At 60.8% G+C, this 13,178-nt stretch carries 14 protein-coding genes; all 14 read right to left on the reverse strand.

The window, feature by feature from the left end:
* Nucleotides 1-72: 72 nt before the first annotated feature.
* The 14 genes from araH to tmk all read right to left on the reverse strand — a co-directional run bounded on the left by araH (nt 73) and on the right by tmk (nt 13,171).
* Nucleotides 73-1,041 carry an L-arabinose ABC transporter permease AraH gene (gene araH / locus NTD85_RS05080; protein ID WP_103484755.1) on the reverse strand — a complete coding sequence of 323 codons (969 nt, stop codon included), beginning with the start codon at nt 1,039-1,041 and terminating at the stop codon, nt 73-75.
* A gap of 12 nt (nt 1,042-1,053) precedes the next feature.
* On the reverse strand, nt 1,054-2,598 hold the full coding sequence (gene araG / locus NTD85_RS05085; protein ID WP_098965010.1) for an L-arabinose ABC transporter ATP-binding protein AraG: 1,545 nt from the start codon (nt 2,596-2,598) through the stop codon (nt 1,054-1,056).
* A 33-nt stretch (nt 2,599-2,631) separates the two neighbouring features.
* On the reverse strand, nt 2,632-3,636 hold the full coding sequence (locus tag NTD85_RS05090) for a substrate-binding domain-containing protein (protein WP_103484723.1): 1,005 nt from the start codon (nt 3,634-3,636) through the stop codon (nt 2,632-2,634).
* A 278-nt stretch (nt 3,637-3,914) separates the two neighbouring features.
* Nucleotides 3,915-4,733: an SDR family oxidoreductase gene (locus tag NTD85_RS05095; RefSeq protein ID WP_262141586.1), complete on the reverse strand. Its 819-nt coding sequence runs from the start codon at nt 4,731-4,733 to the stop codon at nt 3,915-3,917.
* A 270-nt stretch (nt 4,734-5,003) separates the two neighbouring features.
* Nucleotides 5,004-5,879 (reverse strand): SMP-30/gluconolactonase/LRE family protein, encoded by an 876-nt coding sequence (locus NTD85_RS05100; RefSeq protein ID WP_262141587.1) that lies wholly within the window; start codon nt 5,877-5,879, stop codon nt 5,004-5,006.
* Nucleotides 5,880-6,014: 135 nt separating this feature from the next.
* Entirely contained in the window at nt 6,015-6,731 is a 717-nt protein-coding gene (locus tag NTD85_RS05105; protein ID WP_262141588.1) for a FadR/GntR family transcriptional regulator, read from the reverse strand.
* 192 nt (nt 6,732-6,923) lie between these two features.
* Nucleotides 6,924-7,484 carry a DUF1285 domain-containing protein gene (locus NTD85_RS05110; RefSeq protein ID WP_003227023.1) on the reverse strand — a complete coding sequence of 187 codons (561 nt, stop codon included), beginning with the start codon at nt 7,482-7,484 and terminating at the stop codon, nt 6,924-6,926.
* Between the two features lie 16 nt (nt 7,485-7,500).
* Complete coding sequence (locus NTD85_RS05115; RefSeq protein WP_103520737.1) at nt 7,501-8,106, reverse strand: DUF4823 domain-containing protein; 606 nt, start codon at nt 8,104-8,106, stop codon at nt 7,501-7,503.
* 170 nt (nt 8,107-8,276) lie between these two features.
* A complete protein-coding gene (locus NTD85_RS05120) occupies nt 8,277-9,245 on the reverse strand; it encodes a GTP 3',8-cyclase MoaA (RefSeq protein ID WP_262141589.1) in 969 nt (322 codons plus the stop codon).
* Nucleotides 9,246-9,382: 137 nt separating this feature from the next.
* Entirely contained in the window at nt 9,383-10,021 is a 639-nt protein-coding gene (locus NTD85_RS05125; protein WP_045122584.1) for a TetR/AcrR family transcriptional regulator, read from the reverse strand.
* 341 nt (nt 10,022-10,362) lie between these two features.
* Complete coding sequence (locus NTD85_RS05130) at nt 10,363-11,148, reverse strand: TatD family hydrolase (RefSeq protein WP_262141590.1); 786 nt, start codon at nt 11,146-11,148, stop codon at nt 10,363-10,365.
* 15 nt (nt 11,149-11,163) lie between these two features.
* Nucleotides 11,164-11,520, reverse strand: a complete 357-nt coding sequence (locus NTD85_RS05135) for a PilZ domain-containing protein (RefSeq protein ID WP_003227030.1) — start codon at nt 11,518-11,520, stop codon at nt 11,164-11,166.
* 42 nt (nt 11,521-11,562) lie between these two features.
* Entirely contained in the window at nt 11,563-12,546 is a 984-nt protein-coding gene (locus tag NTD85_RS05140; RefSeq protein ID WP_003227032.1) for a DNA polymerase III subunit delta', read from the reverse strand.
* The gene (tmk, locus tag NTD85_RS05145; RefSeq protein ID WP_201136878.1) at nt 12,539-13,171 is read right to left on the reverse strand and encodes a dTMP kinase; all 633 of its coding nucleotides are present in this window, start codon (nt 13,169-13,171) and stop codon (nt 12,539-12,541) included. Before tmk ends, NTD85_RS05140 begins: the two co-directional genes overlap by 8 nt.
* Nucleotides 13,172-13,178 lie beyond the last annotated feature (7 nt).

Genomic DNA, 13,178 nt, shown 5'->3' on the forward strand with positions numbered 1-13,178 from the left:
CCCCCCCCCCCCCCCCCCCCCCCCCCCCCCCCCCCCCCCCCCCCCCCCCCCGCTCCCACAGGGGAATTGTGATTACCGTTGTTTGAGGCGGTCGATGACCACCGCCAACAGCAGAATCGAACCGCGAATCACATACTGATAAAACGTATCGATGTTCTTCAGGTTCATCGCATTCTCGATGATCGCCAGGATCAGCACCCCGGCAATCACATGGCGGATCATGCCGATCCCGCCGCTCAGCGACACCCCGCCGAGCACGCATGCCGAGATCACCGTCAACTCGAAACCCTGGCCAATCATCGGCTGCCCGGAGGTCATGCGCGACGCCAGAATCACCCCGGCCAGCGCACCGATCACGCCGTGCACGGCGAAGATGATGATTTTGGTCCGGTCGACATTCACCCCGGCGAGCAACGCCGCTTCCTGGTTGCCACCGATGGCCATGGTGTTGCGCCCATAGGTGGTGTAGTTCAGCAGCCAGCCGAAAAACACGAAGCAGACGATGGTGATCAGGATCGGCACCGGCACGCCGAACAACTGGCCGTTGCCGAACACGAAGAACGATTCCTGCGACACGCCCACCGCTTTGCCGTTGGCAAAAATGTAGGCCAGGCCACGGACGATCTGCATCGTCGCCAGTGTGGTGATCAGCGCATTGACCCGCAGCTTGGCAATCACGATGCCGTTGATCAGCCCGACAATCAGGCCCATCACCAGCGCCGCACTGACGCCGAGGAACACGCTGTTGGTGTCGCGCATCACCACCGCCGCAACCACCCCGGCGCAGGCGATCACCGAGCCCACCGACAGGTCGAAATGCCCCGACGCCAGGCAATACAGCATGGTGCACGCGGCAATGCCGGTGGTGGAAATCGCCAGCCCCAGCCCGCGCATGTTCAGCGGCGAAAGGAAGTTGTCGATCAGCAAGGTGCAAGCGAGGAAGATGCCGATGGCCGCCAGCAGCATGACCCAGTCATCGAGGAAGCGCCGCAGGTCCAGCGGTTTGCGGGGGGTCGGCAAAGCCTTGTTTTGGATGGTCATCATGTTCACCTCTCAGTTCGCCACGCCGTCAGCGCGATGGCGCGGCAAAGCCAGTTGCAGCAGGTTGGATTCATTGGCCTGGTCGCGGCTGACTTCGCCGCGCAGCGCGCCTTCGCAGAGCACCAGAATGCGGTCGGAAATGCCCATGACTTCCATCAGGTCGCTGGACACCACGATCACCGAAATGCCATCGGCGGCCAGGTTATGGATGATCTGGTAGATCTCGGCCTTGGCCCCGATGTCGATGCCGCGAGTCGGCTCATCGAGCAGCAGCACCTTCATCGGCATCGACAGCCAGCGACCGAGAATCGCCTTCTGCTGATTGCCGCCGGACAGGAATTTGATCTGCTGCCCGGCGTGCGGGGTTTTGACTTTCAGCGCCTTGATCTGCTTGTCGGCGTTGCCCTTCTCCCACAGTCCGCGCAGCAGGCAGCCGAGGCTGGCATTGGCGCCGCGCGCGCTGATGTTGATGTTCTCGGCGACGCTGGCCAGCGGGATGATCCCCTCCTTTTTGCGGTCCTCGGGGCACAGCAGGATCCCGGCGGCAATCGCGTCGCGCGGTGAGCGCAATTTCAATTCATGACCGCGCAATTCGAGGCGTCCGGCGGTGTTGCGCTCCAGCCCGCTGAGCAAGCGGAACAGCTCGGTGCGCCCGGCCCCGACCAGGCCGAACAGCCCGAGAATCTCGCCCTTGTGCGCCTCGAAACTCACCGGCTCACGCAGGCCCGGGCCGAGCAGACCGTCGACCTTCAACGCCACCGCGCCGCGTGGACGGCTGCGGTAATCGTAGATGTCCTGAATGTCGCGGCCGACCATGCAGGTCACCAGTTGATCGTGGGTCAACTGGCTCATGTCATCGAAGGTGCGCACGTAACGGCCGTCCTTGAACACCGTCACCGCGTCGCAAATGCGGAACACTTCTTCCATGCGATGCGAGACGTAGAGCACCACTTTGCCCTCATCGCGCAGGCGACTGATGATCGCCATCAAACGGTCGATTTCGCGCGCCGAGAGGCTGCTGGTCGGCTCATCGAAGGCGATCACATGCGCGCCACGGGACAGCGCCTTGGCAATTTCCACCAATTGCCGCTGACCGAGCGACAGGCGCCCGACCTTGGTTTGCGGATCGATTTCATCGGCCAGGCCCTTGAGACAGGCCAGGGCATTCTGGCGCAGGACGCCACGATTGATCAGGCCGAAACTGGCCGGCAGATGACCGAGAAACAGGTTCTCGGCCACGCTCATTTCCGGCACCAGGTGCAGCTCTTGGTGAATCACCGCGACGCCGCTGCCAATGCTGTCGGCCGTCGACTTGAACGCCATGCTCTGCTCGCCAATCTGCAACTCGCCACTGCTGGGGATGTAGGCGCCGCCGAGGATTTTCAGCAGAGTCGATTTGCCGGCACCGTTCTCGCCCATCAAGGCGTGCACCTGCCCCGGGTGAGCGACGAAACTGATGGCGTCCAGCGCCTTGACCCCAGGGAAGGTCTTGCCGATTCCGTTGAAGCGCAGGCTGCCGCCGGCGCTGCTTGCATGTGTCTGTACTTGCGCGTGCATCTGAGTCACCTCTTCACACCGATCGAGCAGCCATCAATTCCACAGGCCGATTTTTTCCAGCTCTTGCTTGAAGTTCTCGCGGGTGATCAGGGTGACGTCGTCCATCGCCGTGTACTTCGGCGGCTCTTTGCCGGTGGTGACCCACTCGTACATCATCTCGGCGGTCTTGTAGCCTTCGATGTGCGGGCTAGGCAGCATCGAACCGAAGAAACCGCTGTTGGGCTTTTTCAGCTCGCCGATGGCGTCGGTGCCATTGATGCCGATGCCAATCACGTTGGCCGCAGCGAACCCGGCGGCTTCGGTAGCGCGTACGCCGCCAAGCACGGTGTTGTCGTTCATGCCGCCGATGATCAGGTTCTTCGCCGCACTGGGCAGCTTGACCAGCGCCGAGTTGGTGGCGTCCATGCTGCCCGGCACGTCGAGAGTTTTCAGCGCGGCGGTCAGGATGTGCTCTTTCGGCAGGCCGGCATCTTCGAGCGCCTTCATCGAACCGTCGGTGCGCTTCTTGCCGGTGTCGAGTTCGTTGTAGGTATTGACCACCGCGTAGGTGTCTTTCCAGTCCCAGTTGCGCTTCTTCGCCTCGGCGACCATCGCGTTGCCCTGCTTCTGGCCGACTTCGAACGCCGCCATGCCGAGGTACGGCACGTCTTCCATGAACTTGCCGTTGGCGTCGACGAAACGGTCGTCCACGGCGATCACTTTGAGGTCATTGAGCTTGGCTTTGGCCATGATCGCCGGGCCGAGCGAGACGTCCGGTGGGCAGATCACGAAGCCTTTCGCGCCATTGGCCGCAAGGCTGTCGATGGCCGAGAGGGTTTTCTCGCCGTCCGGCACGGCGATCTTGATCAGTTCGAAGCCCTTGTCCTTGGCGGCTTTTTCGGCGAAAGCCCACTCGGTCTGGAACCACGGCTCTTCTGCCTGCTTGACCAGAAAACCGATTTTCACGGTGTCGGCAGCCAGCAGCGAGCTGCTCAGGCTGAACGCGGTGACCGCCAGCGCGGCACTGCACAGGGTACGAATCCCGAAACGACGTTTCATAAGCTGACTCCTTGTTATTTTTTTTGAGCAAATTAAACAGCTTGTGGCGAGGGAGCTTGCTCCCGCTGGGCTGCGAAGCGGCCCTAAAACCGGTTACCTCGGTCAATCAAACACACCGCGCAGCCCGAATTTACGATCGCTGCGCAGCCGAGCGGGAGCGAGCTCCCTCGCCACAGGTGTGGTGGCGTGACACGTACTGCTGCAAAGCCTGTTGAAAATAGTCATATCGTATGATGATTGGATTTAAGACGGAGCTCATCGCCTGAAACCTGATCCATTCAGTCGTGGTACATCACCGAGCGCCCACCATCGATGGTGATGCACGAGGCGTTGATGAACGGCGCTTCATCACTGGCCAGGAACACGGCGGTCATCGCCACTTCCATCGGCTGGCCGATGCGTTTCGGCGGGTGCAGATCAAACGCGCGCTGACGCTCGGCGTGCGGATCGGCAAAGCCGTTCCAGTAATCAACGTTGAGCTGTGTCTCGATGTAGCCCGGGGCAATAGCGTTGACCCGAACCCCCTTCGATGCGTACTCGATGCCCAGCGCCCGGGTCAGTCCGAGCAGGCCGTGCTTGGCCACCGGGTACGGGAAGCAGCCGGGAATGATGTGGCTGGAATGGGTCGAGGCAATATTGATGATGCTGCCGACGCCCTGCTCGATCATCTGCGGCAGCACGGCTTTGCAACCGTACCAGGCGCCGTCCAGGTCGATGGCGAAGCAGCAATGCCAGTCTTCTTCGGTCATTTGCAGCGGATCGCGGAACACGTTGACCCCGGCGCAGTTGACCAGCACGTCGATGCGTCCGTGCAGCTCAACCGCCAGTTTGGCCATGGCATGCAGGTCTTGCTGACGCGAAACGTCGGCCTTGATCGCCTGCACGTCGTAGCCCTTGTCGCGCCAGTGGGCGGCAACCTTCTCGACCTTCTCTGCCTGAATATCGCTGATCACCAGTCTGGCCTGCTGCGAGGCGAAGGTGGCGACGATGGCTTCGCCGATGCCTTGAGCGGCGCCGGTCAGCAGCACAACTTTGTTTTTCAGGCGCTCACCCTTCGGCGGCGCGGGCACCGGCGGCAAGGAAAGAGGTTCAGCCATGGATCATGACTCCTGTTCGTCAGCACAAAAAAACCGGGCATCTGCCGATGTCCGGTCTGGAAGATTGTGAAAACAAAACAGGCAGGCGCGGCGAACGACGCTGGGCCGTTGCGAGACGCTGACTCCGCTGAGGAGTGCGATAGAGATTCGCTGCATCACTTCACCTGTTTTGTTCTTTTTAAGTGTGAGTGCGTGTTACTGCTGGAACCGACTATAAACCCGACCGCCGAATAATCTCAATATATAATTTTGCATCCCACATTATGAGATTTAACCCGCGAACCGCGTGCAGAGTTTGCCCGGCACGTCGACCCGCATCGCCAGCAACGCGCCATCCAGTGGATGGTTGTGCGGACTCTGGGCGCTGGTGATGTACAGGGTTTTCAGGTCTTCACCGCCGAATACACAACTGGTCGGTCGGCTGACGGGCAGGTCGAATTTGCGATCAACCTTGCCGTCCGGCGTCAGACGCAACAGGCAGCTGCCGTCCCAACGCGCGTTCCACACATACCCTTCGGCGTCGACTGCCGAACCATCCGGGCCGCCGTTCTCGTCGGGGCCGTACCAGACTTCGCCGTTGCCGAGATTGCCGTCGGTGTGAATGAAATAGCGATTGAGCGCCCCGTCGAGGCTGTCGCCGAACAGCAGTCTGGTGCCGTCGTCGCTCCACAACAGCGTGTTGGGAATGCCGAGACCGAGCAGCAATGGCGTGACACGCTGGTCGGGATCAATGCGAAACAAGCCGCCGGAACGACGCTCGATCGGCAGGTCTTCGCCGTTGTTACCGATGTTGTTCTGCATGGTGCCGAGCCACAGTCGGCCTTGGGCGTCGCAGCGTGCTTCGTTGGGTCGATTGCCGGGTTGCGGGTCGGCGATGCAGAACAGCGTGAGGCGTGGTTCCAGGCCCGGGGAATCGAGATCCAGTCGATACACGCCGCTGCTCAATGTCACCAACGCGTCGCCACTGGCACAGGGGATGAACGCGGAAACGTGCTCGGGCATCTGCCAGATCTGCACGTTGTTGCCGATCAGCCGCAGCGCCTGCTTGCCGGCGATATCGACCCAGTACAGCGCCTGGGTCGGGGCGTCCCAGAATGGCCCTTCACCGAGCCTGGCGCGGTGTTGAGTTACGGCGGTCCAGCTCATGGCAACTCCTTGTGTCTTGGTGTTCTAGATGTGGGAGCGGGCTTGCTCGCGAAAGCGGAGTGTCAGTCGAAGGCGGCGTATTTGATTCGCCGCCTTCGCGAGCAAGCTCGCTCCCACAGGGGAATTCAGGCTTTGTCAGCTGGCTTTTTTGTCGGCCATCACCTGTGGGTAAAAGCGTTTGATTGCCAGGTCGGCATTGTCAATCAGGGTCATGCAGGCCCACACGCCGCGCGCGGAGTCACGGGCGGCGATGGCGTCGGCCATGTCCTTGTGGATCGGTAATGTGCGACGCAGTTCATCGGGGTCGGCAGCGGAAACTTCAAATGACACGGCGAGCAAGGCGCCGAGGGCCGGGACCATTTGCTCGATGAACTGGTTGTGGCTGGCCGCCAGAATGCATTCGTGGAAGGACTGGTCGGCGCGGTTGTAATCGATGCCGCTGTCGACAGCCCGCTCCAGCGCGTTGTAGGCCAGTTGCACGGCCTGAATCTGCTCAAGCGTGGCGCGCTCGCAGGCCCAGCGCACGGCCATTGGTTCGATGGTGCGGCGCAGGTCGAGCAGGTCATCGACGAAGTTTTCCGGCAGGCCGTTGCGCGACAGCCAGCCGACGACTTGCGGATCGAACAGATTCCAGCGCCGCACCGGCAACACGCGGGTACCGACTTTCGGCCCGACTTCGAGCATGCCTTTGGCGACGAGGGTCTTGATCGCTTCGCGGATCACCGTGCGGCTGACACCGAGCTGCTGGCCCAGATCTGCCTCGACCTTGATCGCCTGCCCCGGCTTGACCTGGCCGGCGGCAATCCAGCTGCCCAGCCAATCGACCGTTGATGCATGAAAGCTGCTGGACATGGAGACCTCAAAGCGGGTGGCGATGGGTGTCCACGCTAATGATCATATGATTGGGAGTCAAATCAGATTTTGCGGATGTACATAGATCAATGTGGGAGGGGGCTTGCTCCCGAAGGCAATGCATCAGTCACTGCATAGGGTGACTGTCACACCGCCTTCGGGAGCAAGCCCCCTCCCACATTCGATTCATTGTCAGGGTTCGAGGCCGATGCGGAAGAACTCGCCGCCGCTCCACACACCCAGCCAACGTTGCCCGTCGATTTCGCGACTGACCGCCAGCTCCACCAGTTGGTAAAACACATTGCGGTGAATCAGCGCTTCGAGGTTGCTGCGCACATGCACATAAGGCGCAGGCTCTTGAGTCGCCGGATCGATCTCGACGCGGATCGGATGTTCCGGCCCGGCCTCGGCGGTCTCCTCGACGTTGGTGGTGAAGCGCAGTACCTGCGCTTCGCCCTCGCCTTCGACTTCCACGGCAATCGCCACGAACGGCGCATCGTCGACTTTGATCCCGACCTTTTCGACCGGGGTAATCAGGAAGTAATCATCGCCGTCGCGGCGGATGATGGTGGAGAACAGCTTGACCATCGGCTTGCGCCCGATCGGCGTGCCCAGGTAATACCAGGTGCCGTCGCGGGCGATGCGCATGTCGATGTCGCCGCAGAAGTCCGGGTTCCACAAGTGCACCGGCGGCAAGCCTTTGGTTTTGGGGATCTGTCCCAACAGGTCATTGGCTTTTTGCGGGCCACTCATGGCGTACTCCTTGGTTTTATTGGTCGCTGATCCCCAGCAGGCTGCGCGCGTATTGCGCCAGCGGCGGGCCGATCAGGTCTTCCGGTTTGTTGTCGTGGAACGTCAGTAAACCGCCACGACTCTTGATCCGTGCAGTATCAATCAAATACTGGGTGCTGGTCTCGATCAACATGATCTGAATCACGCCGCCGTCGATGCCCAGGCGATCCACGGCTTCCTGATCGAGCCACTCATCGGAGTTGCCGATCCGGTCGTCAGCCTTGGCGAAACGCGTGTACAGCAGGTAGTGGGCGCCAGCATCGCGAGCTTCGCCCAACGCCTGATCGAGGCCTTCCGGTGCACGGGCACGGCGAACCATCGGGAAGTATTCGACAAACCCCTTGAAGGCCTCTTCGGCCACTACGTTCGGTCGCGGGTAGGAACCACCCGGCGGCGCGAATGCACCTTGGGCGATGTAGATGAATGAGTCCGGCTGAATGCGGAAGTTGTTCACCCGCCGGCTGTCGCTGTGATCCAGCAGCCCCGCGTCGCTCATCTGATAGCGAGTGCCTTCGGCCATATCGCTGACAGTCATACAGCCGCCAAGCGCCAAAACGGCCAGCAGCAAAACCAGGCTACGCATCCTCATCCTCCAGAAGCCGGTGACGGAAAACCGGCGAATGGCCGTTGGATGCAGCTTTTGCGCCAGCTCAGGAAATTCGTTGATTGTAAGATCGTATTCGCGAGCAAGCTCGCTCCCACAGGAGAATGCATTCGAAATGTGGGAGCGAGCTTGCTCGCGAAAGCGGTTGTTCAGCCGCCGATGATCTTCATGATTGTCGCGCCACCGGAGAACGCCACTTCCTGCTTGTCGCCCAACGCCTTGACCAACAGACGCTGCAACGCCGGCAACGCCTGATGACGTGGCTTGTCGAGCAGATCGCCGACATAGTGGCGGTTGCTCGATGACAGGCAGCCATGCAGCCAACCGGTCGAGGACAGACGCAGACGCGAACAGGTGCGGCAGAACGGCACGCTTTCGTTGGCAATCACACCGAAATGGCCCAGCCCCGGGATCGCGTAGCGCACAGCCGTGGCATCCACCGGCGCATCGGCCTGGGCGTACTCGTAGCGCTCGCCAATCAGGCTCAGCAGTTGCTGCAGGCTGACGAACTGTTGCAGGAAGGCATTGGAGTCGGTGGCGAGGTGGCCCATGCGCATCAACTCGATGAAGCGCAACTCGTAGCCGCGCTCCAGGCAGTAATCGAGCAGCGGCATCACCTGATCCAGGTTCTGCCCGCGCAACGGCACCATGTTGACCTTGATCTTCAGTCCGGCGGCTTTTGCCTGGTCCATGCCATCGAGCACGGTCGGCAGATCGCCGCCACGGGCGATGCTGCGGAAGGCGCCGGCATCCAGGGTATCGAGGGACACGTTGATCCGGCGCAGACCGGCATCCACCAGCAGCGGCAGCTTTTTCGCGAGGAGTTGACCGTTGGTGGTCAGGCTGATGTCTTCCAGGCCCATCTTGCCGACGGCGCTCATGAAAGATTCGAGTTTGGGGCTGACCAGCGGCTCGCCACCGGTGATGCGCAAGCGTTCGATGCCGGCGGCTTCGATCAGATAAGCCACGCCACGGGCCATGGCCTCGGCCGACAGTTCATCCTGCGCAGCCACCAACCGCTTGCCGTTAGGCACGCAGTAGGTACAGGCGTAATTGCAGGCTGAGGTCAGGCTGATGCGCAAATTGCGAAAACGCCTGCCTTGACGGTCAACGATCATGATCACTCCGGCGATAGAAAATCGAGCGACTAAAACTTGACTCACAAATCAAGTTTTAGCAAGCCCTATGCCTGAGTATATTCCTGCGCTACTGCGCCATGTAGCGAAATCATGGCGCAATAAGGCAGCTGAATGGCTCAGCTGCTTGGGATTTCCGGATCGCGCTTGCGCTTGTTGCCCATGCGCACGCCGATGTCCATCAGGAACTGGAAGAAACCTTCCTGATCTTCCAGCACATTGCTCCAGAACGGCGAGTGATACAGCGCCACCGCGCCGTGCACCAGCGCCCAGGATGCGCAGTAGTGGAAGTACGGCGGCACGTCTTCGAGCTTGCCTTCGCTGATCCGGCCCTTGATCAACAGGGTCAGGCGTTCGAAATTCGAGGCACGGATCTTGTGCAGCTCCTCGACCATTTCCGGCACCTGATTGCCTTTTACGACCTTCTCTTCGAGGCGGTCGAACAGGCGATAGCGCTGCGGGTCACGCATGCGGAATTCGAAGTAAGCACGGGACAGCGCTTCCTTGTCCTTGTCGACATCGGCCGAATGCAGCAGCTCGTTCAAATCGCGCTCGTAATCGAGCATCAGGCGCAGGTAGATCTCGGCCTTGGACTTGAAGTGCTTGTAGATCGTGCCTTTGCCGATACCCACGGCATCAGCAATCATCTCGACGGTGACACTGTCTTCACCTTGATCGAGGAACAGCTTGAGCGCGGTATCGAGAATTTCTTGCTCGCGGCGACGAAACTCACGGACCTTACGAGGTTCTTTGTGCATAAGAAAAGGTCTGTAGGGGTCAAAATTCGAAGCCGCGTATTATGCCTAACTTGCGCAAAAATGCACGGATCATCCGACCATATCTGTGTTTGTTGTTCATTTCGGGAACGTTTGTGGCGCAATGAGAACTCATCTGAAGCGCATGTATTCCAAATTTGTTTAAAAACCCCGACCGGCCAACTGGACTGCACGCCAGACTGATCAATACTTGAACTGTCGGACGGCATCTCCCCCAAGTGCCGTGCCGATAAAGGTACCAAGGGACCGCGTGCCTTTGTTTTACTCCTAATGGTCTTAACCCGGATTCACCCCCCAGAACCCGGGTTTTTTTTGCCTGCGATTCAGGCTTTTACATGAGCCAACGGGAACAGCCGCTTGAAGTTCTCGGTGGTCTGCTCGGCAAACCGCTCATAGTTTTCTCCGCGCAGCATCGCCAGAAACTCTGCCACTTCGCGCACATACTGCGGCAGGTTCGGCTTGCCGCGATAAGGGATCGGCGCCAGATACGGCGAATCGGTCTCCACCAGCAGGCGATCGGCCGGCACCTTGCTGGCCACATCACGCAGGGCGTCGGCATTGCGGAAAGTGACGATGCCCGACAGGGAAATGTAATAACCCATGTCCAGCGCAGCCTTGGCCATGTCCCAGTCTTCGGTGAAACAATGCAGCACACCGGCCTGGGGCAACGCCGCTTCACGCAGCAGTTCGAGGGTATCGGCGCGGGCGCCTCGGGTGTGGATGATCACCGGCTTACCGGTCTGCTGGGCGGCTTGCAGGTGCAGGCGGAAGGATTCCTGCTGCAGCTCGGCGGCTTCCGGCTCGTAGTGATAATCCAGACCGGTTTCGCCGATCGCCACCACTTTCGGGTGATTGAGTTCGTGCAACAGCCAGTCGAGCGCCGGCGCGGCGCCCGGTTGCACATCCAGCGGATGCACGCCGACCGAGCAATCGACGTCGTCATAACGATCGGCGAGGGCTTTGACGTCGGCAGCGTTGTCGGCACTGACGCCGATGCACAGAAAGTGCCCTACCCCGCGCTGGCGCGCAGCATCGAGTGCAGCATCCAGCGAACCGTCATGGGCGGCGAGGTCGAGGCGATCAAGGTGACAATGGGAATCTACGAGCATAAAAAAGACGGCTACTTACATCGTATGAGTGGGACGGTCGGACTTCAGTGCTCCGGCCAGATGGGTTTCGATGCGACTGCGGGCGGTGTTGTCGCCCTCGTTGAATTGCACGCCGACGCCGGCGGCGCGGTTGCCCTGGGCGCCTTTGGGGGTGATCCAGGCGACCTTGCCGGCCACCGGAATCTTCTCCGCCTCGTCCATCAGATTCAGCAGCATGAACACCTCATCGCCCAACTTGTAGCTCTTGTTGGTCGGGATGAACAGGCCACCGTTCCTGATGAACGGCATGTAGGCGGCGTAAAGCACCGATTTGTCCTTGATGGTCAGGGACAGGATGCCGTTGCGCGGCCCCGGGCTGATGGCTTCATTCATGTTGACCTCCACTGCTGATGTTCAGAGTCTAGGTACACATTCTTATCTTTGACCAGGCAATCCCGCCCATTGCACCAACAACGCTTCCAGCAGCAGTGCCGGATTGAGGTTGGCTTTGCTCAGGACTTTCTGCCGCTGGGCGAGAATCCAGTCCTGAATATCGAGGACTTTGCCTTGGGCGCTTTTCTGCGCCAGGTACTGCACGACTTTGCGCATGTCGGTCAGACCGAGGCCGGCTTCGTCCTGAGTCAGCTGATAGCGCAGGATCAGGCTCGACCAGTCGCAGAACCAGTCGAACAGGCGCAGCATCGGAATGTTTTTCCACTCTTCGGCCAATTGCGTCGGCGACTGCTGTTGCTTGAGCAGCTTCTTTACCCCTTCGACCACCTGCGCCCGCTGTTCGCGCACGCCCTGGGACTGCAGGCTGACCGCCATCAACGGCGAGCCGGCGGCCAGCGTCAGCAATTCGACGCGCTCCTCTTCAGAGCACTCCGGCAACGCCTGCGCCAGCCATTGCAGGCTCATGGCCTCACCGGGCAGCGGACACGCCTGCTGCACACAGCGACTCTTGATCGTCGGCAGCAAACGGCTCGGCTGATGACTGACCAGCAACAGCACAGTATCGCCGGAAGGCTCCTCAAGGCTCTTGAGCAGTGCGTTGGCGGCGTTGATGTTCATCGACTCCACCGGTTCGATCAGCACCACTTTGCGCCCGCCCAGTTGCGCAGTCTGCACCACGAAACTGACCAGATCGCGCACCTGATCGACCTTGATCGCCTTGTCGGCCTCCTCCGGCTCGAGGATGTAATTGTCCGGATGGCTGCCGGCCTTGAGCAACAAACAGGACTTGCACTCGCCGCACGCCTCGGGCGTCGGACGCTGACAGAGCAGGCTGGCCATCAGGCGCTCGGCCAACGCGCGCTTGCCGATCCCGGCCGGGCCGTGCAGCAGATACGCGTGGGCGTGCTGACTACGTCCGGCCAGTTGCTGCCAGAGGCTGTCCTGCCATGGATAGGCCTCAGCCACGAATCAGCTCCAGCAAGTTCGGAATCAAGGTATCCAGCGATTGCTGAACCTTGACCAATGGCTGACCGGCATCGATGCGCACATAGCGCGCCGGGTCGGCTTCGGCGCGTTCGAGAAACGCATTGCGTACCGCTTCGAAAAACGCTCGACCTTCCAGCTCAAAACGATCCAGACGGCCACGGGCACTGGCGCGGGCCAGGCCGATTTCCACCGGCAGATCAAAAATCAGCGTCAGATCCGGACGCAGGTCGCCCTGGACGAAAGTCTCCAGCGCGGCGATGCGTTCCAGCGACAAACCGCGACCGCCACCCTGATAAGCGTATGTCGAATCAGTGAAACGATCGCACAGCACCACTGCGCCGCGAGCCAGCGCCGGGCGGATCACTTCGGCCAGATGCTGGGCGCGCGCGGCGAACACCAGCAACAGCTCGGTGTCGGGGTTCATGACCTCGTCGGCCGGGGCCAGCAGCACATCGCGGATCCGCTCGGCGAGTGGCGTACCGCCGGGTTCGCGGGTCAGCAGCACTTCGATACCTTCGGCGCGCAGGCGCTCGGCGAGGTATTCGCGGTTGGTGCTCTTGCCGGCGCCTTCCGGGCCTTCCAGGGTAATAAACAAGCCAGTCACAGGCAGT

Source organism: Pseudomonas sp. 13B_3.2_Bac1, from assembly GCF_025466205.1.
Classification (GTDB): domain Bacteria; phylum Pseudomonadota; class Gammaproteobacteria; order Pseudomonadales; family Pseudomonadaceae; genus Aquipseudomonas; species Aquipseudomonas fluorescens_H.

Bases quoted from the DNA above. Each gene is read 5' to 3' on its own strand.
- araH (WP_103484755.1), bottom strand. From the start codon at position 1,041: ATGACCATCCAAAACAAGGCTTTGCCGACCCCCCGCAAACCGCTGGAC.
- araG (WP_098965010.1), bottom strand. From the start codon at position 2,598: ATGCACGCGCAAGTACAGACACATGCAAGCAGCGCCGGCGGCAGCCTG.
- NTD85_RS05090 (WP_103484723.1), bottom strand. From the start codon at position 3,636: ATGAAACGTCGTTTCGGGATTCGTACCCTGTGCAGTGCCGCGCTGGCG.
- NTD85_RS05095 (WP_262141586.1), bottom strand. From the start codon at position 4,733: ATGGCTGAACCTCTTTCCTTGCCGCCGGTGCCCGCGCCGCCGAAGGGT.
- NTD85_RS05100 (WP_262141587.1), bottom strand. From the start codon at position 5,879: ATGAGCTGGACCGCCGTAACTCAACACCGCGCCAGGCTCGGTGAAGGG.
- NTD85_RS05105 (WP_262141588.1), bottom strand. From the start codon at position 6,731: ATGTCCAGCAGCTTTCATGCATCAACGGTCGATTGGCTGGGCAGCTGG.
- NTD85_RS05110 (WP_003227023.1), bottom strand. From the start codon at position 7,484: ATGAGTGGCCCGCAAAAAGCCAATGACCTGTTGGGACAGATCCCCAAA.
- NTD85_RS05115 (WP_103520737.1), bottom strand. From the start codon at position 8,106: ATGCGTAGCCTGGTTTTGCTGCTGGCCGTTTTGGCGCTTGGCGGCTGT.
- NTD85_RS05120 (WP_262141589.1), bottom strand. From the start codon at position 9,245: ATGATCGTTGACCGTCAAGGCAGGCGTTTTCGCAATTTGCGCATCAGC.
- NTD85_RS05125 (WP_045122584.1), bottom strand. From the start codon at position 10,021: ATGCACAAAGAACCTCGTAAGGTCCGTGAGTTTCGTCGCCGCGAGCAA.
- NTD85_RS05130 (WP_262141590.1), bottom strand. From the start codon at position 11,148: ATGCTCGTAGATTCCCATTGTCACCTTGATCGCCTCGACCTCGCCGCC.
- NTD85_RS05135 (WP_003227030.1), bottom strand. From the start codon at position 11,520: ATGAATGAAGCCATCAGCCCGGGGCCGCGCAACGGCATCCTGTCCCTG.